The organism is Bacillus sp. N12A5 (assembly GCF_026790125.1).
Lineage (GTDB): Bacteria > Bacillota > Bacilli > Bacillales > Bacillaceae > Bacillus.
In genome coordinates this window covers 1-22,628 of the sequence record NZ_JALAMR010000021.1, presented here as the reverse complement: position 1 = coordinate 22,628, position 22,628 = coordinate 1, and the positions used below count along the sequence as shown (strand labels likewise).

At 47.3% G+C, this 22,628-nt stretch carries 26 protein-coding genes; 16 read left to right on the top strand and 10 right to left on the bottom strand.

Going from position 1 to position 22,628, the window contains the following annotated elements; genetic code table 11:
- Nucleotides 1–51: 51 nt before the first annotated feature.
- Nucleotides 52–882, top strand: a complete 831-nt coding sequence (locus MOC09_RS18465) for an NAD(P)H-hydrate dehydratase (protein WP_268371440.1) — start codon at nucleotides 52–54, stop codon at nucleotides 880–882.
- 13 nt (nucleotides 883–895) lie between these two features.
- On the opposite strand, the gene MOC09_RS18460 is transcribed toward MOC09_RS18465, so the two are convergent.
- Nucleotides 896–2,269: a purine-cytosine permease family protein gene (locus MOC09_RS18460; protein WP_268371438.1), complete on the bottom strand. Its 1,374-nt coding sequence runs from the start codon at nucleotides 2,267–2,269 to the stop codon at nucleotides 896–898.
- A gap of 209 nt (nucleotides 2,270–2,478) precedes the next feature.
- On the opposite strand from MOC09_RS18460, the gene sigY reads away from it, so the two are divergent.
- From sigY to MOC09_RS18430, 6 genes are read left to right on the top strand one after another with little or no spacing between them, the layout of a single operon-like run.
- Complete coding sequence (sigY, locus tag MOC09_RS18455; protein WP_268360424.1) at nucleotides 2,479–3,015, top strand: RNA polymerase sigma factor SigY; 537 nt, start codon at nucleotides 2,479–2,481, stop codon at nucleotides 3,013–3,015.
- Entirely contained in the window at nucleotides 3,008–3,328 is a 321-nt protein-coding gene (locus tag MOC09_RS18450; protein WP_268360425.1) for a YxlC family protein, read from the top strand. The genes sigY and MOC09_RS18450 overlap by 8 nt, the downstream gene beginning before the upstream one ends.
- A complete protein-coding gene (yxlD, locus tag MOC09_RS18445) occupies nucleotides 3,325–3,531 on the top strand; it encodes a sigma Y negative regulator YxlD (protein WP_268360426.1) in 207 nt (68 codons plus the stop codon). The genes MOC09_RS18450 and yxlD overlap by 4 nt, the downstream gene beginning before the upstream one ends.
- The gene (yxlE, locus tag MOC09_RS18440) at nucleotides 3,528–3,716 is read left to right on the top strand and encodes a sigma Y negative regulator YxlE (protein WP_003218770.1); all 189 of its coding nucleotides are present in this window, start codon (nucleotides 3,528–3,530) and stop codon (nucleotides 3,714–3,716) included. Before yxlD ends, yxlE begins: the two co-directional genes overlap by 4 nt.
- 6 nt (nucleotides 3,717–3,722) lie before the next feature.
- Complete coding sequence (locus MOC09_RS18435; RefSeq protein WP_268371436.1) at nucleotides 3,723–4,610, top strand: ABC transporter ATP-binding protein; 888 nt, start codon at nucleotides 3,723–3,725, stop codon at nucleotides 4,608–4,610.
- A complete protein-coding gene (locus MOC09_RS18430; protein WP_268360429.1) occupies nucleotides 4,607–5,383 on the top strand; it encodes an ABC transporter permease subunit in 777 nt (258 codons plus the stop codon). The genes MOC09_RS18435 and MOC09_RS18430 overlap by 4 nt, the downstream gene beginning before the upstream one ends.
- On the opposite strand, the gene MOC09_RS18425 is transcribed toward MOC09_RS18430, so the two are convergent.
- The gene (locus MOC09_RS18425; RefSeq protein ID WP_268371434.1) at nucleotides 5,380–6,582 is read right to left on the bottom strand and encodes an MFS transporter; all 1,203 of its coding nucleotides are present in this window, start codon (nucleotides 6,580–6,582) and stop codon (nucleotides 5,380–5,382) included. The genes MOC09_RS18430 and MOC09_RS18425 overlap by 4 nt on opposite strands.
- 101 nt (nucleotides 6,583–6,683) lie before the next feature.
- The gene (katX, locus tag MOC09_RS18420; protein WP_268360431.1) at nucleotides 6,684–8,327 is read right to left on the bottom strand and encodes a catalase KatX; all 1,644 of its coding nucleotides are present in this window, start codon (nucleotides 8,325–8,327) and stop codon (nucleotides 6,684–6,686) included.
- A gap of 127 nt (nucleotides 8,328–8,454) precedes the next feature.
- On the opposite strand from katX, the gene MOC09_RS18415 reads away from it, so the two are divergent.
- The 7 genes from MOC09_RS18415 (at nucleotide 8,455) to licH (ending at nucleotide 14,804) form a co-directional block, all read left to right on the top strand.
- On the top strand, nucleotides 8,455–9,045 hold the full coding sequence (locus MOC09_RS18415) for a DNA-3-methyladenine glycosylase (protein ID WP_268360432.1): 591 nt from the start codon (nucleotides 8,455–8,457) through the stop codon (nucleotides 9,043–9,045).
- 27 nt (nucleotides 9,046–9,072) lie between these two features.
- Nucleotides 9,073–9,231: a hypothetical protein gene (locus MOC09_RS18410; RefSeq protein ID WP_009968374.1), complete on the top strand. Its 159-nt coding sequence runs from the start codon at nucleotides 9,073–9,075 to the stop codon at nucleotides 9,229–9,231.
- Between the two features lie 160 nt (nucleotides 9,232–9,391).
- A complete protein-coding gene (gene licR / locus MOC09_RS18405; protein ID WP_268371432.1) occupies nucleotides 9,392–11,317 on the top strand; it encodes a transcriptional regulator LicR in 1,926 nt (641 codons plus the stop codon).
- 128 nt (nucleotides 11,318–11,445) lie between these two features.
- Entirely contained in the window at nucleotides 11,446–11,754 is a 309-nt protein-coding gene (gene licB, locus MOC09_RS18400; RefSeq protein WP_003218755.1) for a PTS lichenan transporter subunit IIB, read from the top strand.
- A gap of 15 nt (nucleotides 11,755–11,769) precedes the next feature.
- Complete coding sequence (licC, locus tag MOC09_RS18395; protein WP_268360434.1) at nucleotides 11,770–13,128, top strand: PTS lichenan transporter subunit IIC; 1,359 nt, start codon at nucleotides 11,770–11,772, stop codon at nucleotides 13,126–13,128.
- A gap of 18 nt (nucleotides 13,129–13,146) precedes the next feature.
- Nucleotides 13,147–13,479: a PTS lichenan transporter subunit IIA gene (gene licA / locus MOC09_RS18390; RefSeq protein ID WP_268360435.1), complete on the top strand. Its 333-nt coding sequence runs from the start codon at nucleotides 13,147–13,149 to the stop codon at nucleotides 13,477–13,479.
- Entirely contained in the window at nucleotides 13,476–14,804 is a 1,329-nt protein-coding gene (gene licH, locus MOC09_RS18385) for a 6-phospho-beta-glucosidase LicH (RefSeq protein WP_268371429.1), read from the top strand. The genes licA and licH overlap by 4 nt, the downstream gene beginning before the upstream one ends.
- Before the next feature lie 33 nt (nucleotides 14,805–14,837).
- Here the strand turns inward: licH and MOC09_RS18380 are convergent, their stop codons facing one another.
- The 7 genes from MOC09_RS18380 to MOC09_RS18350 all read right to left on the bottom strand — a co-directional run bounded on the left by MOC09_RS18380 (nucleotide 14,838) and on the right by MOC09_RS18350 (nucleotide 21,210).
- Nucleotides 14,838–15,929, bottom strand: coding sequence for a branched-chain amino acid aminotransferase (locus MOC09_RS18380; protein WP_187953060.1), 1,092 nt, complete (start codon nucleotides 15,927–15,929; stop codon nucleotides 14,838–14,840).
- 141 nt (nucleotides 15,930–16,070) lie between these two features.
- Entirely contained in the window at nucleotides 16,071–16,829 is a 759-nt protein-coding gene (locus MOC09_RS18375; RefSeq protein ID WP_268371427.1) for an SDR family oxidoreductase, read from the bottom strand.
- Nucleotides 16,830–16,916: 87 nt separating this feature from the next.
- The gene (gene dltD / locus MOC09_RS18370) at nucleotides 16,917–18,095 is read right to left on the bottom strand and encodes a D-alanyl-lipoteichoic acid biosynthesis protein DltD (RefSeq protein WP_003227323.1); all 1,179 of its coding nucleotides are present in this window, start codon (nucleotides 18,093–18,095) and stop codon (nucleotides 16,917–16,919) included.
- Entirely contained in the window at nucleotides 18,095–18,331 is a 237-nt protein-coding gene (gene dltC, locus MOC09_RS18365) for a D-alanine--poly(phosphoribitol) ligase subunit DltC (protein WP_003227325.1), read from the bottom strand. Before dltC ends, dltD begins: the two co-directional genes overlap by 1 nt.
- 16 nt (nucleotides 18,332–18,347) lie before the next feature.
- Nucleotides 18,348–19,535 carry a D-alanyl-lipoteichoic acid biosynthesis protein DltB gene (gene dltB / locus MOC09_RS18360; protein WP_003227327.1) on the bottom strand — a complete coding sequence of 396 codons (1,188 nt, stop codon included), beginning with the start codon at nucleotides 19,533–19,535 and terminating at the stop codon, nucleotides 18,348–18,350.
- On the bottom strand, nucleotides 19,532–21,043 hold the full coding sequence (gene dltA / locus MOC09_RS18355) for a D-alanine--poly(phosphoribitol) ligase subunit DltA (RefSeq protein WP_268367224.1): 1,512 nt from the start codon (nucleotides 21,041–21,043) through the stop codon (nucleotides 19,532–19,534). Before dltA ends, dltB begins: the two co-directional genes overlap by 4 nt.
- Before the next feature lie 17 nt (nucleotides 21,044–21,060).
- Nucleotides 21,061–21,210 carry a teichoic acid D-Ala incorporation-associated protein DltX gene (locus MOC09_RS18350; RefSeq protein ID WP_029317146.1) on the bottom strand — a complete coding sequence of 50 codons (150 nt, stop codon included), beginning with the start codon at nucleotides 21,208–21,210 and terminating at the stop codon, nucleotides 21,061–21,063.
- A 149-nt stretch (nucleotides 21,211–21,359) separates the two neighbouring features.
- Here MOC09_RS18350 and MOC09_RS18345 point away from each other — a divergent pair, with 149 nt between their 5' ends.
- Entirely contained in the window at nucleotides 21,360–21,494 is a 135-nt protein-coding gene (locus MOC09_RS18345) for a hypothetical protein (protein ID WP_268360439.1), read from the top strand.
- A gap of 160 nt (nucleotides 21,495–21,654) precedes the next feature.
- Nucleotides 21,655–22,590: a 1,4-dihydroxy-2-naphthoate polyprenyltransferase gene (locus tag MOC09_RS18340; protein WP_268360440.1), complete on the top strand. Its 936-nt coding sequence runs from the start codon at nucleotides 21,655–21,657 to the stop codon at nucleotides 22,588–22,590.
- The last annotated feature ends 38 nt before the right edge of the window (nucleotides 22,591–22,628 follow it).

Sequence of the window (22,628 nt, the reverse complement as noted above, 5' to 3'; positions counted from 1 at the left end):
AAAAAGAAAAGTACAGGAAAAATAGGAAGAGAACGAAGAGGAGGGATAGAGATGAATGTTCCCATGTGGACGGAAGAGCATGTGAGGGCCTCGCTTCCTGAAAGAGATGCAGAGAGCCATAAAGGCACGTACGGTACAGCTTTGCTGCTGGCGGGCAGCGACGAAATGCCGGGCGCAGCGCTTCTTGCGGGGCTCGGAGCCATGCGGAGCGGACTCGGGAAGCTTGTCATCGGGACGTCTGAAAGCGTGATGCCGCTGATCGTGCCTGTTCTCCCCGAGGCGACCTATTGGCGTGACGGCTGGAAAAAAGCAGCGGATGCCCAGCTTGAAGAGAGGTACCGGGCCATTGCCATCGGACCGGGGCTTCCGCAAACCGAAAGCGTACAGCGGGCAGTTGATCATGTGCTTGCGGCGGATTGCCCCGTGATTTTGGATGCCGGAGCACTGGTGAAGCGCACGTATCCGAAACGGGAGGCCCCCGTCATTCTCACACCGCACCCAGGCGAGTTTTCCCGCATGACAGGGGTGCAGGTGAACCAATTACAAAACAAAAGAGCAGAATATGCAAAGGAATGGGCTGCTCAGTTGCAGGCTGTCATTGTGTTAAAAGGAAATCAAACCATCATTGCGTTTCCCGATGGTGACTGCTGGCGCAACCCAACAGGAAACGGCGCGCTCGCCAAGGGGGGTACCGGTGACACGCTGACGGGCATGATATTAGGCATGCTCTGCTGCCACGAAGACCCGAAGCACGCCATATTAAACGCGGTCTATCTGCATGGTGCATGCGCCGAGCTCTGGACGGATGAGCACTCCGCTCATACCCTGCTCGCTCACGAGCTTTCTGACGTGCTGCCTCGCGTGTGGAAACGATTTGAATGAGAAAAAGCTGTCTTCATAAAGAAGACAGCTTTTCTTGATAACCCGCCCGTTTTTTCAGACGCGGTTTCATCAATACATAATAAAGCACAGAAGGCACGGCCAAGCCGACAATCCATGCAATGTCTCCGCCGCCAAACATTTTGGCCAGCGGCCCCATGTAAAAGGACGTATTGATAAACGGGATTTCAAGCAAGATGGACAGGACGAACGCAATCGTGGTAATCCAATTGACTTTTCCATACGGCCCGTTCACATCAAACATGGCTTTGACTTGATAGTTTCCGTGGCGGACGAAGTAGTAATCGACTAAATTGATTGCCGTCCATGGAATTAAGAAATAACTGATGAAAAAGATAAAATTCAAAAACAGCTCCATAAAATTGCTTTGCCCCAGTAGGCTTAAGACTGTGCCGACAAGCGTGACGCCAAGGATCATGATGATTCTGACTTTGGGCGTGACCTTTAACTTCAGAAACGGCTCAAGCGTTGTGGTCGTGGACATGAAAGCCCCATACAGGTTAAAGACATTGATCGCCATTTGCCCAAATAACACAATGATCAGCATAATGAACGAGAAGGGGCCGAACAATTGGACAATCTGGCTGCCTGAGTTTGCCGTAAAGTCAGGAAGTGCTGTCGTCAGCAAAGCGCCGAGCAGCATCATCCAGATGGAGCTGAAAGATGTACCTGCATAGCTGTACCAAAACGTTTTGGACGCCGGCGTTTGAACTGGCAGATATCTTGAATAATCGGCAACATACGGTGCGTATGCAAGCTGCCACGTTGCAACTGCACTGACCGCCACTAAGAAAATGGGCAGATCAACCGCTCCGGGAATCCAGCTGCCTGCCGGAATCGGCAATTGAAAAATGAGTATTGTTGCGGCAAAAAATACAGCAAAAGAGGTCCAGGAAAGGATTTTTTGCATTTTGTGAATCAAATCATGGCCGAAAATGGTGAGTAAAAAACATACGGCGCTTAAGCCTATAATGCTCCATGATCCCGGGATGGGAACAAAGCTGCTTAAGGTTCCAGCCGCCAGAATCGTGCTGCTTGCGAAGAAACCAAGGTAGATAAACATAACTAAGAAGAGGGGAAGAATCGCTCCGATTACGCCGAATTGGGCACGGCTTTGAATCATTTGCGGGATGCCAAGCTGAGGGCCTTGCGCGGAATGAGACGCCATAAATATGGCACCGAGTAATGTTCCGCAAATAATAGCGGCAACACTCCAAAACAGATTAAGTCCCATTGCAACGGGAATCGTGCCGGTCACTAACGTGGTGATATGCATATTAGCCCCGAACCATACGGGAAATAAATCTTTCGCTTTACCATGTCTTTCTTCATTAGGAATATATTCAATCGTTCGCCTTTCTACTTTCAATGCATCGTCCTCCATATTGGATATTTTTAAAATCGACATAAAGTCATAGCTTAACAGACTGTGAGGGGGTTTACAAATGCGGATGTGCAGCCATACGGCCGGGAAGCCTGATCTGTCAATGGCTGAAAAGAATTGTAAAAAAGATGAACGCTTTTAAATCCGGTGTCGTCTCATAAGGCAGAAAAACAAAAAAGGGGGGATCGCGGCCATTGGATACACATGAAGAACAGCAGCTGATACAACAGGCGAAAGAGGGAGACGACGAAGCGTTTACAGCTCTTTTCCACTATCATTATTCTTTTTTATATAAATATTTGCTAAAACTATCTCTTCATCCTGACCTCAGTGAGGAGCTCGTTCAGGAAACCTTTCTGAAAGGGTACATTCATTTAAGAAGCTTCCAAGGCCGTTCCAAATTCTCCACGTGGCTGATTTCTATTGCATCGAGGCTCTATCTCGATCACCAGAAAAAGAGAAAGAGAGAATGGAAACGGAAACAGGCGATGACAGAGGAAACCATCCGCAAGATCAAGTGGGACGTGTCAGTGAAAGGGGCAGAATGGAGCGAGACGCTTGATCTGTTTTCAAAGCTGGACCCTAAACTGCGCACGCCTGTTTTATTAAGGCATTACTACGGCTATACCTACGCCGAAATCGGGCTGATGCTGCAGATCAAGGAAGGCACGGTGAAGTCCAGAGTTCATAAAGGGCTCCAGCAAATCAGAAAGGAGTGGGACGATGAATAAAGAAAAGATTTCCGGGCATTTAAAATCAGAATTGCAGAAAATTGATCAAACAGCCAACCCCTCTATACCAGATCAAAAAGAAATGCTTTACCGGCTGTCACAAATGAAAGCTGAACGCAGAAAAAAACTGCTGAAAGAGATCATCTTATTTGTATTCTGTGCGCTGATGGTTGTGAGTGCGGCAATTCTGGCATTCACTCGAGCTCCAGCAGTGTTTATCGTACTTCAGGTTTGTGTGCTTGCGGTGCTGCCGATTTTAATTGCGGCTGAGAAAAAAAGTCATCCTGGTGAATGCGAGGTGGAGCGCCGATGACACAAACAGAAATTGTCATCATGGTTGCGGCTTATCTTATTGTTTTGGCGCAGGGAATCTTTTTATTTATTGATGCGAAAAAACGTAATCGCATGGCATGGGTTTGGGGGATTATCGGATTGATTCAAGCACCAATGCCTCTGATTTGCTATTACTTTTTTGTTATAAAGCCGGACAGGAAGAAAAGGGGGATCAAGCAATGAATATTTCTTGGGAAATGATTTTGCCGCTGATTGTATTACAGTTGGTTTTAGCGGTGTTTGCCCTTATCAGCTGTATAAAAGAAGAACGGACGAACGGGCCAAAGTGGATGTGGGCCGCAATCATCGTATGTATCAATATTATCGGGCCGATTTTGTTTTTTACCGTCGGCAGAAAGCAAAGGTAAGCGGATATGCTGTCTATTGAATCATTATGCAAATCGTACCGGCATCATGAAGCTATAAAGAATGTCAGTTTCCACGTGAATGAAAACGAGTGTGTCGCATTATTAGGCCCTAATGGAGCCGGTAAAACTACAACACTGCAAATGCTGGCCGGACTGCTTTCGCCAACCTCTGGAACCATCAAGCTGTTAGGGGAGAAAAAGCCGGACCGGCGTTTGATCGGGTACCTCCCGCAGTATCCTGCTTTTTATTCGTGGATGACTGCAAACGAGTTTTTAACATTTGCCGGGAGACTGTCCGGTCTTTCAAAGAAAAAATGCCAAGAGGAAATCGGCGAGATGCTGGAATTTGTCGGCTTGCAGGAATCCGCACACAAAAGAATCGGCGGCTATTCAGGCGGCATGAAGCAAAGACTCGGGCTGGCACAGGCGCTGCTCCATAAACCGAAGCTGTTGATCTTGGATGAACCGGTATCCGCTCTTGATCCGTCAGGGCGGTTCGAGGTGCTGGACATGATGCGAGAGCTGAAGAAGCATATGGCTGTTCTGTTTTCTACACACGTTTTGCATGATGCAGAGCAGGTGTGTGATCAGGTGGTGATCATGAAAAACGGGGAGATTTCATGGAAAGGCGAATTACAGCAGCTTAAGAAACAGCATCAAACGAACGTTTTCACTCTTACAGTGAAAGAGAAGCTGAACGGCTGGCTTGAAGAGAAGCCTTATGTCTCAGCTATTGTCTATATGAATCCGTCTCAGGCTGTTTTCGAGCTGCCAGATATACAAGCTGGCCGGACCTTGCTGAGTGAGTGTATCCGAGCGGGATTGACCATCACTTGTTTTCAACAGCACGCGGAGTCTCTTGAAGACGTCTATCTAAAGGTGGTGCACGCATGAAGGTGATGATAACGCTATTGCAGAAAGAATGGCTCGATGGGTGGAAAAGCGGTAAGCTCATCTGGCTGCCGATCGCGATGATGATCGTGGGATTGACACAGCCGCTGACCATTTATTATATGCCGGAAATCATTGAACACGGAGGAAACCTTCCTGATGGCATGAAAATCAATTTTACGATGCCTTCCGGGTCTGAAGTGATGGTCAGCACGCTTTCTCAATTCAACACGCTTGGCATGGCTCTGGTCATCTTCAGCGTCATGGGCAGCGTGGCGAATGAAAGAAATCAAGGCGTAACGTCGCTGATCATGTCTCGGCCTGTGACGGCAGCCCATTATATCGTGAGCAAATGGCTCACCCAAAGCATGATCTGCATTGCGTCGTTTGCAGCAGGATACGGGCTTGCTTATTATTACGTCCGGCTGCTGTTTGAGGAGACATCATTCAGCCGTTTTGCCGGAAGCCTTGGCCTCTATGCTCTTTGGATCATGTTTATTGTGACTGCCGGCCTTTACGGAAGTACGATGTTTCGGTCTCTCGGCGCAGCCGCGGCTTCCGGGATCGGGCTGACAGCTGCCGTTTCCTTTGCTGTATCGCTATTTCCTGATGGTTCGAAATGGCTTCCAGCTGCGCTTTGCAAGCAGGCGGAGCATATCCTTCTTCATGGGGAGAAGGCCGATTTTTTCGGATGGTCGCTCACATTCTCCATTTTATGCATCATGCTTCTGGCCATGTTTTCAGCGTGGCGCTTCCGGCAGTATGAAAGCTATTAATAGATCATGTGACGCTTTTGTGCGAGCATCACTAGAAAGGCGGCAAATGCCAGCGACCCGGCTCCATAAAACACTCCAGCAAGCCCGAAAAGCTGTGCGGTTTTTCCGGCTAAAAGGGGTCCGAGGAAGATGCCCAGCGCATAAAACGACTGATAAAACCCCATCACTGACATTTTCAAACGGACGGAACTGATATCGACGACCCGGCTTAGCAGTAAAGGAAATACGAAACCGAGGGCCAGCCCGATGCAGGCGTGTGTGATGCAAACCGAGAATAATGTTTCTGAAAAAGGTACAAATAACAAACAGATTCCAGTGACCGCAAAACTGATGAGCATTACGAAGTAAGCAGTTCGGCTTGTGAATCGCAGAAACACAAAGCTTAATGTGGCGGCTGCGTGAGGGAGGAAAAAGGCGCTCATCACCCAAAGCAGCTCCGCGTCACCCATTCCGAGCTGATGGATGTAAAGCGGTGTAAAACCAAACACGGTCATAAATAACACCGCGTGGGCAGTCATAGACAGGATGGTGAAAAGCTTCAGCTTCGGCAGCCGCAATGTGTCTTTGATGGATTGCGGCACCCGTATTGTGTCACGGTTCGCGGGAGGAGCCGAAGGGTCTTTAATAAAGCAGCAGATCACCAGGCCGATGGCCGAGGCCGCCAGCGCCATCCAAAACGGAACCTGCCTGCCTAAGCGAGCTGCCGCAAGCCCGCAGAACACAATGCTGGCAAACTGAGGCATGACAGTGAAAAACTGCATAATGCCCATTGCTTTTGAGGCGTTATCGCTGTTGAAATACTGCGCATATAAAATGGTCGCCATGACCCACATAGAGGCGGTAATTCCCGCAAACAGCCGTGCGGCCAGCACGAAGAAGAAAGAATCAAACATCAGAAAAAGCAAGCTGCTGAGGACGGAAAACCCAAACCCGGCAATTAACAATTGCTTGCGTATCGAAAAGAGGATGTCTGACAGCAAGCCGAGCGGAAATCGAAGAAGGATTTGCGTGACCCCGTAGCTGCCGAGAATGATGCCGATTGCGCCGTAAGAAAAGTGCAGATCCTCCAAGTACAGGCCGAATACAGGAACATAAATATAGCCTGAAAACCAAAAACAAAATACCATGCATAAAAAAACGGCGTGATCTAAAGCGCCGATTGTTTTTTTCCGAGGAATCATGTCCGGCTGTAACTCCATACTTCTTCCCACCCCTTTCCTTCCAGTACACCATAATTGCTGAAAGCGTTTCAACAGAAAAATGAAAAAAACAGGACTTCAAACAAGTCCTGTTCACTGTTTTAATACGGGTCAGACGGATGGCTTTCCTGCTCAGCCTGTTTTGCAGCCTGTTCCGTTTCAGTTGTGCCGATCGGCCCGTTGCTGTTGTTTTCGGAAACTTTTTTCAGCCCTTCTGCCACGCGTTTCCCGTAGTCCGGATCAGCTTTTGTGAAATTCTCAATCATCTGATCCTGGATTTCTTTGCGGCATGTAGAAAGCGTATTGACCAGGTTCGTGATCAATTCGTTCCGTTCAAATTCAGTAAATCTCCGGTACGTTTCGCCGGCCTGTCCGAAGTTGTTCGTTCTGTCGATTGCTTCACGCTTTACATCACCTTCGACGTGCGGCGTATGATCCTTTCCATCCTGCTTCGCTTCCTGCAGCCCGCCCATAATGGACGGCTCATAGTTAACGTGCGGGTTTTGGCCTTCTGCTCTATCGACCCGGTACAGCATTTGCCCGCCTTCCTGGTTGGTGGCGACATGTTTTTTCGGTGAGTTGATCGGAAGCTGCAGGTAATTTGCGCCTACACGGTAGCGCTGCGTATCAGAGTAGGCAAACGTCCGGCCCTGAAGCAACTTATCATCTGAGAAATCAAGCCCGTCAACAAGCACTCCCGTTCCGAATGAAGCTTGTTCTACTTCCGCATGGTAGTTTTCCGGGTTTTTGTTAAGAACCAATTTGCCGATCGGTTTCCATGGGAAATCGTCTTTATACCACAGCTTTGTCGGATCAAGCGGATCAAAGTCCAGTTCAGGATGCTCATCATCGCTCATGATTTGGGCATACACTTCCCATTCCGGATAATCGCCATTTTCGATCGCTTCATACAAATCCTGTGTTGCATGGTTAAAGTTTTTCCCTTGAATCTCTTCTGCTTCCTTCTGTGTCAGGTTGCGGATGCCCTGTTTCGGTTCGAAATGATATTTCACGAGAACGGCTTTGCCTTCCTCATTCACCCATTTATAGGCGTGTACGCCCGAACCCTGCATTTGCCGGTAGTTGGCCGGAATGCCCCAAGGCGAAAACAAGAAGGTGATCATATGTGTCGCTTCAGGGGACTGAGAAATGAAGTCGAAGATACGTTCACCGTCCTGGATGTTGGTTACTGGATCAGGCTGAAATGCGTGCACAAGATCCGGAAATTTCAGCGGGTCGCGGATAAAAAAGATTTTCAGATTGTTCCCGACCAAATCCCAGTTTCCGTCTTCGGTATAAAGCTTAACGGCAAAACCGCGCGGGTCTCTCAATGTTTCAGGTGAGTGTTTTCCATGATTCACCGTAGAAAAACGGACAAATGCAGGGGTTTTCTTGCCTTTTTCCTGAAAGAGCTTGGCCCGGGTGTATTTTGAAATCGGTTCGTCTCCAAAGCTTCCGTACGCTTCAAAATATCCGTGTGCACCTGCTCCTCGGGCGTGGACAACCCGCTCCGGGATGCGCTCACGGTCAAAGTGGCTGATCTTTTCGAGAAAATCGTAGTTCTCAAGTGTTGTAGGCCCTCTGTTCCCGACAGTTCTTACATTCTGGTTGTCAGTGACAGGATGTCCCTGCCTGTTCGTTAAGGTATCCTCTGATTCGTTTTCCCCAGATGTCTTATGAGAAAGCGCATCCTCACTGCCTTGGGCATTTGTTCCGTGATGCTTGTTTTGATGATCCTCTTTCATTGTTGACCCTCCTTTTTTGAACGGTAACAATATTCCCTTAATGGAAAGATTTTAAAACAGCCGTTTTTTTTCATCGGCTTCGGGAATGGTACAATGTACAAAAATCGGTAAAAGGAGAGTTCGATTCGTGACAAGAGAAAGACATCCGCTGCCTATCACGTTTTACCAAAAAACTGCTCTTGAGCTCGCCCCGTCGCTTCTAGGCTGCCTTCTGGTAAAAGAAACAGACGGAGGCACAGCGTCAGGCTATATAGTGGAAACAGAAGCTTATATGGGAGCCGAAGACAGAGCCGCCCACAGCTTTAACAATCGCCGGACGAAGCGGACTGAGATTATGTTTGCGGAAGCTGGGAGGGTGTATACGTATGTCATGCACACCCATACATTGCTGAATGTCGTTGCCGCAGAAGAGGGTGTCCCGCAAGCCGTATTAATCAGGGCGATTGAGCCTCATGAAGGGCAGCTGTTAATGGAGGAGAGAAGGCCGGGCCGGCGTCCGAGGGAATGGACAAATGGGCCCGGAAAGCTGACGAAAGCACTTGGCGTCACGATGAATGACTACGGACGCTGGATCACGGAACAGCCGCTTTACATTGAAAGCGGATATACACCGGAACAGATTTCTACCGGCCCGCGCATCGGCATCGACAACAGCGGAGAGGCCCGCGATTATCCGTGGCGTTTCTGGGTGACGGGAAACAGGTACGTGTCGCGTTAGATGTTTAAGCAAAGGGCAATCAGGGGAATGGTTGAGAAAAAAGAAGGGAGAATCGGAGCTTTGAAAAAGATGATCAAAACCGTTATCAAATGGGCGCCGGTCATTTACCCCATTGTTCGAAAAATCATGAAGGATCGAAAGGCGTCTAAACAAAAAAATATGTCCGCATCCCGAACAGCCGGCTGACCCCGGCTGTTTTTTATGGGTCAGTTTTCCCCCCAGTCTCCCGATGTTCATTGACTTGCCATTCTCTCCATTATAGAATTTATATACATTTCACATTCCTTCATCATCCTTTCTGCTCACTCACTTAATCCCTGCATCTACTTGATAGGAGGTTTTTCTCATGCTTCATGGGCGACTTCGTGATATTCTGCGCTTGCTGATGGCGGCCGAAGCTCCGGTGACAAGCTCGTTTTTTGCCGCGCAATTAAACGTGACAACACGGACGGTCCGCAATGATATAAAGGAACTGCAAGGCGTGCTGAGCGGCCATGGCGCTTTTGTCCAATCCGTAAGAGGTTCCGGCTACAAACTCCGCATTCATGACGAGCAGACATTCAGAACGCTGCTGCAAAATGAATGTCAGCAAAAAAAAGGCCTGCCGGTATTGCCGGAGGAGAGAATGGCCTATCTTATGAAAAGGCTGCTGCTTGCGGAGCATTACCTCAAGCTCGATGAACTGGCTGAAGAACTATTTATCTCAAAATCTACGCTTCAAACGGATTTGAAAGAAGTCAAAAAAAGGCTGCTGCCTTACCGCATCGTCATGGAAACACGCCCGAATTACGGCTTCAAGCTCCGCGGTGACGAGGTGCAGATGAGGTACTGTATGGCGGAGTACATTTTTGATGATAGAGAAATGGAGATTGATGTTCTGAATGAAAAGGCTGATATTGTGCCTAATGAAGAAATCGAAATCATCCGTTCAGCCATCCTCAAAAAAATGAAGAACGACCGCATCCCACTGTCTAACTTAGGGCTGAATAACCTCATCATTCATATTGCCATCGCTTGTAAACGGATCAGAACGGAAAACTACGTATCTCTTTTTCCGGATGATATGGATCATATCCAGCATCAAAAGGAATATCAGGCGGCAGAAGCCATCGTAAAAGAGCTGGAATCAGCACTTGCCGTTACATTTCCGAAGGACGAGACGGCCTATATCGCCATGCATCTCCTTGGCACAAAACGAATTCCGCAACCACAATGCGGGGAGGATGCTTTTTCAATTGACGAAGAAACTGATCAGCTGACATTTGCTATGATAAAGGCCGTTGATCGTGAACTGAAGCTCGGTATCCTGCATGACCAAGAGCTGAAAATCGGCTTGTCGCTGCATATGAAGCCGGCGATCAGCCGCAACCGATACGGCATGAACTTGCGAAATCCGATGCTGGCGGCGATCAAGGAACATTATCCACTGGCTTTTGAAGCCGGGATCGTTGCCGGAATGGTGATAAAGCAACAAACGGGCATTGAGATTCATGAAAACGAAATTGGTTATCTGGCCCTTCACTTTGGCGCCGCGATTGAACGAAAAAAAACAGAAAGCCCGCCGAAACGATGTATCATCGTATGCGCATCAGGTGCAGGAAGCGCCCAGCTTCTGCGTGAAAAACTCCGCTCCCATTTCGGCAAACGGCTTGATATTCTTGGAACGGCTGAGTACTACAGTCTTGACCAGATATCCTATGATTCAATTGATTTTGTCATCAGCACCATCCCGATCAACAAAGAGCTCCCTGTGCCAGTGCTCAAGGTCAACACACTTCTGGGCGGGACTGACTTTACAAAAATCGAATCCATTCTAAGTGATGAAAAAGAAAAAGCGGCCCGCTATCTGAAAAAAGACCTGGTGTTTTTCCAGAAGGATCTGCGCTCAAAAGAAGAAGTGATTCAATTTTTAGGGCAGAAAGCAGTTGATTGCGGCTATGCCGATAAAGAAATCATAGATTCTATCTTTGAAAGAGAAGACATGTCGCCAACGTGCTTTGGCAATCTAGTTGCCATCCCGCACCCGCTCGTTCCGCAGACAAAAACTACGTTTTGGGCCGTCTGTACGCTCAAAAAACCGATAGATTGGGAGAATCAGCGTGTTCAATTTGTCTGTCTGCTTTGTGTTGAAAAGGAGAACAAGGCCGATCTGCAAAGCATGTACAAACTGCTTGGCAGCATTTTGGATGACCCGTCGGCGGTGAACCAGCTGATCAAATGCCGTTCGTATCAAGAGCTTTCGGATGTGTTTGACCAAAAAATGCTGAGCTGACAGTCTGTATATACCTTTTTTCCGTTTGCTGCGGAAAAACCTTGAGTGTTTATGAAAGCGATTTCATAATATGATGATAGCAACAGCAGGACATGACAAAATTGATCAAACTCTAGGGGGTCTTTTACATGAATATATTACTCGTTTGTGCAGCAGGCATGTCTACCAGCTTACTGGTGAGCAAGATGGAAAAAAGTGCGCAGGAACAAGGAAAAGACTATACCATTTGGGCAGTTTCAGGCGATTCTGTACAGAATCATATCGATAAAGCGGATGTACTGCTTCTCGGCCCGCAAGTCCGTTATATGCTTCCGCAGCTGAAAAAATTAGGAGAGTCAAAGGGGGTTCCGGTAGACGTCATTAATACCGTTCATTATGGCACGTGCAACGGGGCGGAAGTGCTGAAATCAGCTGAACAGCTTGGACATGTGTCATAGAGAGGAGCGGGCTGTGTGAATAAAGTCAATCAGATCTTAGAAGAAAAGGTTATGCCTATAGCTGGAAGAATTGCGGGACAGCGCCATTTGCAGGCACTGCGTGATGGTATCATCCTCACGATGCCGCTGATTATCATCGGTTCTTTTTTCCTCATTATCGGCAACCTCCCGATCCCGGGATACGCCGAGTTTATGGCAAAAACGTTTGGCAGCTCCTGGTCTGAAAAACTGGCCTACCCAGTCGACGCCACCTTTGAAATTATGGGACTGGTCGCCGCATTCGGCATCGCCTACCGGCTCGCCGAGAAATACGGCGTCGATGCCTTGTCGGCAGGAGCCATTTCCCTTGCGGCATTTTTGTTAGCGACACCGTATCAAGTACCGTTTACACCTGATGGTTCGACGAAAGAAATTATGGTCGGCGGCGGAATTCCGCTTTCGCTGATGGGAAGCAAAGGCCTGTTTGTCGCCATGATTATCGCGATGGTGTCGACAGAGATTTACCGTCTCATCATCCAGCGTAACTTGGTCTTCAAAATGCCGGATGGCGTTCCGCCGGCAGTCAGCAAGTCATTTGTCGCGTTAATCCCCGGCTTTGCGGTCATCTTCCTGATCTGGGCAGCCCGGCTGCTTGTTGAAGCGACGCCGTTTGAAAGCCTTCATAATATTGTAAGCGTTTTATTGGGGACGCCGCTTTCCATTCTTGGCGGAAGCCTGGGGGGCAGCCTCGTTGCGGAAGGCGTCAAAATGCTTTTATGGGCCTGCGGCCTTCACGGCGCCAATATTGTCGGCGGCGTCATGGCACCGATTTGGTACGGCGCCATGGACGCCAACCGAATCGCGTTTCAAGCCGGCGAGGAGCTGCCTAAAATTTTCACCCAGCAGTTTTTTGATATCTGGATTAATATCGGCGGAAGCGGAGCCACATTGGCACTCGTTGTCACAATGTTCCTGCGCGCCCGAAGCAAACAAATGAAGCAGCTCGGAAAGCTTGCAATCGGTCCGGCCATCTTCAATATTAACGAACCGATTATATTTGGAATGCCGATCGTCATGAACCCGATGCTCTTACTTCCGTTTATCATCACGCCGCTTGTCACAGTGACACTCACTTATATCGGAATGAGCACCGGCCTTGTCGCCAAACCGGCGGGTATCGCAGTCCCATGGACCATGCCGCCAATCTTTTCAGGCTATTTGGCGACAGGAGGAAAAGTCTCAGGCGCGGTCATGCAAGCCATTAATATCGCTGTATCCTTTGTTGTCTATTATCCATTCTTCAGAATGTGGGATAAACAGAAGCTGAGAGAAGAAAACGATCTGGAGCTGATCCAAACACCTGCAGCATCAGATGACAAAGAAGCGGCTCTGTAGAGAAAGGAAGTGAATCGCGTGAATGAGAAAATGGAGCAAATCATTTTTCAAATTATTCTTCACGGAGGAAACGGCAGGAGCTCCGCCATGGAGGCCATTGCCGCTGCGAAAAGCGGTGACGCAGAAGAAGCGCAGAAAAAGCTTCAAGAGTCCGCAGAAGAATTAACAAAAGCCCATCATTACCAGACAGAGCTGATCCAAAATGAAGCGGGCGGAGAAAGGACGGAAATGACGCTTCTGATGGTTCATGCACAGGATCATTTAATGAATGCGATGACAGTGAAGGATCTCGCGGCGGAGTTCATTGCGTTATATGAAAAAATCACCGAGCAAAGGGGAGCAAGCATATGACAAAAGGATTAAAAATTGTAACGATTGGCGGAGGTTCAAGCTACACGCCAGAGCTCGTGGAAGGGTTCATTAAACGGTATGATGAACTGCCTGTCCGTGAATTATGGCTCGTCGATATCCCTGAGGGCGAAGAGAAGCTGAATATTGTCGGCACGCTCGCCAAACGGATGGTTGAAAAAGCCGGTGTCCCGATCGACATTCACCTTACGCTCGACCGGAGAAAAGCGCTGAAGGACGCAGATTTTGTCACGACTCAATTCCGCGTCGGACTTCTGCAGGCAAGAGCCAAGGATGAACGCATTCCATTAAAATACGGGGTCATCGGCCAGGAAACGAACGGCCCGGGAGGCCTGTTCAAAGGATTGCGCACAATTCCGGTCATCCTTGAGATCGCAAAGGACATAGAAGAGCTCTGCCCGAACGCTTGGCTTGTTAATTTCACAAACCCGGCCGGCATGGTGACAGAAGCCTTGCTTCGCTACTCCAACCTGAAGAAAGTCGTCGGTCTCTGTAACGTTCCAATCGGCATCAAAATGGGTGTAGCCAAAGCGCTTGATGTAGATGTGGACCGCATAGAAGTCCAATTCGCCGGACTGAATCATATGGTATTCGGGCTGGATGTCTTCTTGGACGGTGTCAGTGTGAAGGAGCAAGTCATTGAAGCCATGGGTGATCCGAAAAACGCGATGACGATGAAAAACATTTCGGGTGCAGAGTGGGAGCCGGAATTTTTAAAAGCGCTCGATATCATCCCTTGCGGCTATCACCGTTACTATTTCAAAACGAAAGAGATGCTGGAGCATGAGCTGGAAGCATCACAAACAGAAGGCACACGCGCTGAAGTCGTGCAAAAGGTTGAAAAAGAGCTGTTCGAGCTTTACAAAGATCCAAACCTAGCGATCAAACCGCCGCAGCTGGAAAAACGGGGCGGCGCTTACTACAGCGATGCAGCGTGTAATTTAATCAGTTCCATTTACAATGATAAACACGACATTCAGCCGGTGAACACGGTCAATAATGGCGCAATAGCCAGCATCCCAGACGACTCCGCAGTTGAAGTGAACTGTGTCATGACGAAAAATGGGCCTAAGCCAATTGCTGTCGGCGATCTGCCGGTATCTGTCCGGGGCCTCGTCCAGCAAATCAAATCCTTTGAGCGGGTCGCGGCAGAAGCGGCAGTTACAGGCGACTATCAAACAGCACTTCTCGCGATGACCATTAATCCGCTCGTCCCATCTGACAAGGTCGCCAAGCAGATTTTAGACGACATGCTGGAGGCGCACAAAGCGTACCTGCCGCAGTTCTTTAACAAAATTGAAGCGTAAAAAACGCCGGCCTTCAGTGGGCCGGCTTTTTGCTTACTTGCTTTCAGTCAGTGCTGCAACCTCAGTCGTCCATCCGAACTCATCAGCGACAGCGCCTTTTTGAATACCTGTAATCGTATCATATAGCTTTTTGGCGATTTCACCTGTTTCACCGTTGTTAATCGACAGTGTTTCATCCTGCCAGATCAGCTCACCAACCGGCGAAATCACAGCAGCTGTGCCTGTGCCGAAGGCTTCCTCGAGGATGCCGTCTTTATGGGCTTGGATGACCTCATCGATCGCAATTTTCCGTTCTGAAACCGGAAGGCCCCAATGCTTAAGCAAAGCGATGACGGAATTGCGCGTAATGCCTTCCAGGATGCTTCCGTTCAGCATTGGCGTTACAATTTCACCGTTGATTTTGAAGAAGATATTCATGCTTCCGACTTCTTCAATGTATTTCTTCTCAATGCCGTCCAGCCAGAGTACTTGAGAAAATCCTTTCTCTTCAGCCACCTGCTGCGCTTTTAAGCTTGAAGCGTAGTTCCCTGCGGTTTTGGCATTTCCCGTTCCGCCTTTTACCGCACGCACAAATTCACTTTCAACAGCGATTTTGACCGGCTTGATGCCTTCTTTGTAATAAGAGCCGACCGGAGAAAGAATGATAAAGAGCTTATACGTATGAGATGCTGCAACACCGAGGAAAGGCTCGGTTGCGATGATAAACGGACGGATATAAAGGGACGTGCCCTCTGCATTCGGAATCCAGTCTTTGTCGATCGCAACAAGCTGTTTTAAGCCTTCCAGAACCTGTTCTTCATCAATTTGCGGGATGCAGAGCCGGTCGTTTGATTGATTCAGGCGTTCCATATTTTTTTCCGGTCTGAAAAGCAGGACATGGTCATCCTCTGACACATAGGCCTTTAATCCTTCAAACACAGTTTGGCCGTAGTGATATACCATTGCGGCCGGGTCCATTGAAACAGGTTGATAAGGAATGATTCTTGGATCATACCATCCTTTATCCGCCGCGTAGTCCATTACAAACATGTGGTCTGTAAACACTCTTCCGAATGAAAGCTGATTTGGATCTGGTTTCGGTTTTTTTGTTGATGTTAATTCAACGCGAATCGTTTGTTTAGTCATGGTCAATCTCCCTGTTGTTAAATTGTTTATATTATCAAACTTATTTGAAAATAATTTATATTCTATTGTATACCTTCAACAAATATTCGCAATAGGTTTGCTCAAATATGTAAGAAATTCATAAGAAAAAAGCAGGAGAAATTAATTCTCCTGCGCGTTCATTTGTTGGAACACCCTGTCATAATCAGCGCGAGTGGCATTCCGAAGACCTTCAACACGTTCATTTGTAATCTCTTGTTTCCCTTCTTTCAAGCCGTCCAAGAAATATTGAACATATTCTTCAGCTGACATGCCCCGGTATGTCAGGCCTTGTTTATCCCGTGATTTTTGGTTTAGTCCCGTGTCCACCATAGGAGGCGCCATTTCAATCACTTCCACGCTCGTATCGCGAAGCTGGTGTCTGAGCGTAAGCGAGAATGAGTGAAGTGCCGCTTTTGTTGCACAGTACACCGGATAAACAGCTAACGGGTTAAACGCTAGTCCCGACGTGACCTGAACGATTGCCGCCTCGGGCTGCTTCATCAAATGAGGTGTGAAAAGGGCTGATAAATGGACAGGCGCTTGGAAATTAAGTTCAATTTCATCTCCGTCTACAAACAGCTCCTCTGTCCCTTTTTTGAAGTCGATTTCCTTTTGAATGCCGGCGTTGTTGACGAGAACATTCAGGTTCGGGAATTCCTTTAGAGCCCATTCAAACAATGCCTCCCGCTGCGAACGGTCTGCAACATCACATTGCTTTGTATGGATGTTTGGGAGCTGCTGCTTCGCTTCTGAAAGCCTCGTCTCGCTGCGTCCGCAAATAATGACTTCATTGCCAAGTTCCAGCAGGCGCTTGGCCAGTTCAAGCCCGATGCCGGCGGAACCCCCTGTGATTAAAACCGTATTGCCTGTCATCTTCATTGATATACCACCTCTAACTAGTTGGCTGTGATTCCTTTACTATTTGAAATCTTAGCAGGAAATATGCAGCCGTGTCCTATGAGATGCTTAGGATGAAGTGACTTTTCCGGTTTTGTAAAATTCGTCAATTGCTTTATCGACATACACCCAGCCTTTCCAGCCGATGTGAATGGTATCTTTCATGAAATACGGGTCATATTCATGCCCCGAAAAGTCAGCAACCTGGAAGCCCTTCGCTCTAATCTGCTTATTCACTTTTTTGTAATAATCAGTGCGGCCTTTTTTCGGGAAGCCTGTGTAGTCGTACCATTTTCCGTTGACAGGGATGGTGACAAACATAGGCTCTGCGCCCGCATCCTTCAGGATATCGAGCATCATTTCAAAGTCGCCATATTCCGGTGACACCGCATACGATCTTCCTTTGTTTTTCCCTTTCAGCTTAGGCACTTTCGGCTTCAGCTTTTTATAGACAGGGTTGTCGATGTGAAAATCGTTAGAACCGGAGTGGCGTTTGCCTGATTGATCCGCCAGTTTATTCAATTCAGACCATGACTTATCCTTTACTGACTGCGAGATATAGCGCTTTGGCCCGGATGATTCTGTCGTTGAATAATACAGATCTTTCTTTTCCAGCATGCTGTAATACACTTTCGCCGCCGGCTTCAGCGCGTTCACTTTCCACGTCTGGCCGTTTACCATTGCTTTGTACAGCTCAGAAAGAATGGCATCGTTTTGCACAGCCTTAAAGCGCAGCATGCGTTTCATCATTTTCTTTTTAATTTCAGGGTCGATCTGATCGTTAAATGCCAAATCAAGCCCTTGCAGTGCAGAATAGTTCGGCGCGAAATGCTGTTCATCAGACCCGCGCTTAATAAACCATTGCGGAGACACGATGAATACGATTTTTTTGCCCTTCAGCTGATCCATATGGGCAGCGAAGTTTAAAGAATGAATCAATGACTGGGACCCGCCTTTGCCGACAAGGTATGGCGTGAATCCCTCATTGTTTACCTGAAAATAATTAGATGGGTGGAACTCGTCCAGCCGGGAAAGCTCAGAAGACCCGTAAATCGGAAGATATGTCGGATCTTTGAGCATCTGATCTTGTAAATATAGCCCTTGAAACATACTCGGATTCAAGGCTGTTGCTGACTCTTTCACACGCTTATCGGTGATGAAGCCTGTCAGCCATGAAGATGGAATTGCGATGGCGCCTGCGAATAGAATAAACGCCAAAATAATTGGACCGAAAAAACGCTTTTTCATTATTTCAACTCAGACAGCTGATTTACAATGTTGTTAGGTGTATTCCAAACGTCCCGGTCAAATTCAGTGATCGGCACTAAAATATCAAAACGGTTTTCAATCGCAAGCAGCAATTCTACTGTTCCAAAAGAATCAAGCAAACCTTCTTCAAAAATTTCAATATCAGGATTTTCCTTTACGATGTCATCCTGGCAAACCTCTGCTAAAACGTCTAATACCTCTTGTTTAAAATCCATAGCTATCTAATCTCCTTTAATGGTGGTGATGAAATGGTTTTCCTGAGAAAATATAAAACCCGAAGCAAACGAAATGGAATGTGATCACAATCGCGAGAATGGTTGTCCAGCGGTTGGACGGCAGCCATTTATATTTCTTATTCCACTTCTCGAAAAAGTTGTAACACGTCATCAGAACGGCGTGATAGAGGCCGTAAATGATATATTGCGGCGCGAGCCCGTGCCAAACCCCCATCAGCATAAACAGCAGGAAATACCCGATGTTTGAGACGGCCATACGGTTTTTGATCCACTTTTTTTTAGTCATCCAAAATACGAATCTCATAAACACATAATCTCTGAACCAGAATGACAGAGACATATGCCAGCGATTCCAGAAATCTTTAATATTTTTACTGATAAACGGTTTATTAAAGTTTTCCGGTGATTTAATGCCCATAATGTAGCTGACCCCGACGGCAAACATTGTGTAGCCGGCGAAATCAAAGAATAAATACATGCTGTAGCCGTACATGTACAGCAGGTTCCCGAGAATCTTATTGTGCGTGATCGCGGGAAGATTCATGATGAAGTACGTATTGATTGCGTAGCCGATAATAAACTTGTACAGGAAACCGATAAAGATCTTATGAATCCCTGTGTACAATAGATCAGCGTATTCTTCTTTTGTCCAAGCCTTCTGTTCATCCTTGACGAACCGGCGGTATCTGTCGATCGGACCGGAGGAAATCGTCGGGAAAAACAGGATGAAATACAGCAGGCGGTGCAGCGGCAGCTGTTCTTTCAGCAGGCCGTCTCTTGCTTCCATAATCAGCTGAACGCCTTTAAAGGTTAAATACGAAATCCCTAAAAAGCTGATCAGGTTATGTGGCGGGTGATGCGGCTGCGGGTGTGAAAGAAACGGCCATATTTTTGACAGAAATAAAGGCAGAATCGACGCGATAACAGCTCCGCAAAAGACAAAGCCGCTGTTCGCTTTCTGCCGGTATGCCAGGTAGCCGCTGATCAGGAGCACCTGCCATATTGTAAACAGGCACAGTGCGATGACTCCGTGTAAGTCGTGCGAAAAAATTAAAGCCAATATAATGATAGATATGAACATGTTGTATGCTTGAAATCTTTTTCCGTTCAGGCCGAGAATGATCGTCGGCAGAAGAAGAATGCCAAGCAGTATAAAGAATAAAAACGAGCTGTAAGGCGTCATACAAGAACCTCTTCGCCGATGCGTTTCCGGTCAATTTTGCCGTTGGCCGTCATTTGAATATGATCCTGATAGATGAACTTTCTCGGGATCATATACGCCGGAAGGGAAGCGGCAAGCTCTTTCTTAATGGCGCTTGTCAGCTGGAATTCCTTCTGGAACTCATGCTCCTCAGGCACAATAGCAGCGATCAGGTACTCAACTGTTCCGTTTGGCTGATACGGAATCACGACAGCAGAGCGAACGTACTGAGACTGTCTGACATGGAACTCAATTTCCTCCAGTTCCATTCGGTAGCCGTGAAGTTTAATCTGGAAATCCAACCGCCCTTGGCAGAAAATCTGACCATCTTGAATATAGCCGGCATCACCAGTTCGGTATGCCCACTGGCCTTCATAAGAGAAAAACGCTTTTTCCGTCAGCTTTGGCTCACCAAGGTAGCCTCGGCTTACGCTCGGCCCCGCAATGACGATTTCTCCCTTTTCTCCATCAGGAAGCGGCTGTCCTTGTTCATCCATAATGAAAATATTCATATCTGGCTTGGCAAAGCCCACTGGAAGCGATTCGCTGCGGCTGATGACGTCACTCGTAATTTCAACAGATGTGACAGCCACTGTCGCTTCAGTCGGACCGTACGTATTAAAAATCTTTGCTTGCGGAAAACGCTCAAGCAGCGCTTTTGCCACAGAAACCGGAAGAACCTCTCCGCAAAACATAAATGTGTCTGCCTCAGGCAGCAGGTCCTGAGAAAAACCAGGGTCCATCAGGCACATCTGCACAAAGGAAGGGGTCGATGTCCATACATTCAGCCCGGACTTCTTCAGTTCTTCGAATAAGATTTTCGGCTTATTCACAGCATCCTTTGTCACGCAGTGTAAAGTCCCGCCTGATTGAAGGCACGGATAAAGATCCATAACAGATAAATCAAATGAAAACGGCGCTTGGTTTAAAAATGTTTTTCCTCCGGTCACTGGAAAGTCTGCACAAATCCAGTCTGTGAAGCTTTGAAGATTCGCAGCGGAAATCTGCACGCCTTTCGGATTTCCTGTGCTTCCGGAAGTGTAAATGATATAAAACGTCTCGTGTTCCTTGACCCATTGATCTTGGCTGACAGAGCCGCCTTCGTTTTCCAGCAGTTCTTCTGCCGAAACCGTCTGAATGCGGTAGCTGTCTGCATCAATTGAAAGTCCGGCAGCATGGATTAGCAATTCTGCTCCAGAGCTTTCGATAATTTTCGCAATCCGCTCGGACGGAATGGACAGATCAACCGGAATATAAGGGTGTCCCGCTTTGACGCTTCCTAAGAAGGAAACGATCATATGCGGCTCCATATGGCCGTACACAAGGATAGGAGATTTCTTTTCCCCAGAAATGCGTTTTTGGATCGCGGCAGCCGCACGGTCAGACTGCTCCCATAATTCCTGATAGGTGAGCGACTGGCCTTGAGAGCGGAAGGCATCGGTTTGCGGATAAGTTTCCGCATGTGTTTGAATAGCATGTAAAAGTTTCATAGTTATTCTCTCTCCAATTAGAAATCGTTATAAATATATGAACCGGTATTCGCGGTGTGAAAACCATACATAAAAAACAAAACAAGCAGTATCATCAAATAAAAGCCTGTATGACATGTCCACTTGATAGCGGGCTTTTCATACAGCTGTTTCATCAATTGCAGCATATTAAAAATTCCCTTCCCGTTTTTTCGACAATCACATGAGTATTTGACGATCAGATGCTCAAAAAGTTTCATTTTTTCCCTAATCTCCCTCGAATTAATATATCGGCGTCTGTTTTTGAAAATGAATCTTTATACCTGCAAGAGTGAGAATGGAATGTTTCAAGCTGATTCATAATAAAGGAAAAGATGAATGGAGTCAAAAGATCTTTTTAACTTTTAAAAAGCGTAATGCACTTAAAAAAATTTTTCCGTGCCAGCTCGTTCAGGTAAAAGCAGAAACCTAATGAAATCGGGGCCGAAAGCGTATAATAAGAAAGAAAACGCCTTCTTGCGGTATCTTGTGAAATGGGGGAGAAGTCATTATGATAGATAAGGAAGCAAAAGGAGTTTTTATCAAGCTGCCGGCTGAAAAAAGTAAGCCTTTTAATAGAAAGGAAGAGGAAGATGAACCAAACAAATAAGGGTGAGGGTCAGACAGCGCCGCAGAAAGAAAGCATGGGGCAGATCCTTTGGCAGTTAACCCGTCCCCATACGTTAACTGCATCGTTTGTGCCTGTGCTGCTCGGAACCGTTTTGGCGATGTTTTATGTGAAGGTTGATCTGCTGCTGTTTCTGGCTATGCTGTTTTCTTGCCTATGGATCCAGATCGCGACGAACTTATTTAATGAATACTATGATTTTAAACGCGGGCTGGATACAGCAGAATCTGTCGGAATCGGAGGGGCAATTGTACGCCATGGAATGAAGCCTAAGACGATTTTGCAATTGGCTCTCGCATCATACGGGATTGCCATTTTGCTCGGCGTTTATATTTGCGCGAGCAGCAGCTGGTGGCTCGCTTTGATCGGCCTTGTCGGTATGGCGATCGGCTACTTGTATACAGGAGGGCCGCTGCCAATTGCATACACGCCGTTTGGTGAGTTATTCTCAGGCATTTGCATGGGATCGGTGTTTGTGCTGATTTCATTTTTCATCCAGACTGATATGATCAATACGCAAAGCATTTTGATTTCAATTCCGATTGCGATTCTTGTCGGTGCGATTAACCTGTCGAACAACATTCGCGATATTGAAGAGGACAAAAAAGGCGGACGCAAAACATTGGCGATTTTGATGGGGCATAAGGGTGCTGTCACTCTCTTGGCTGCGTCGTTTGCTGTCGCCTATATTTGGGTTGTCGGCTTGGTGATTACCGGTGCCGCAAGCCCGTGGCTGTTTGTTGTCTTTTTAAGCGTGCCTAAGCCAGTTCAGGCAGTGAAGGGCTTCGTCCAAAAAGAATTGCCGATGAATATGATTGTTGCAATGAAATCAACAGCCCAAACGAATACATTTTTCGGATTTCTGCTCTCGATCGGATTATTGATCAGCTACTTCCGATAAAAAAAAGACCGCTCGTTTGGTCTTATCCCTGTCAAGTA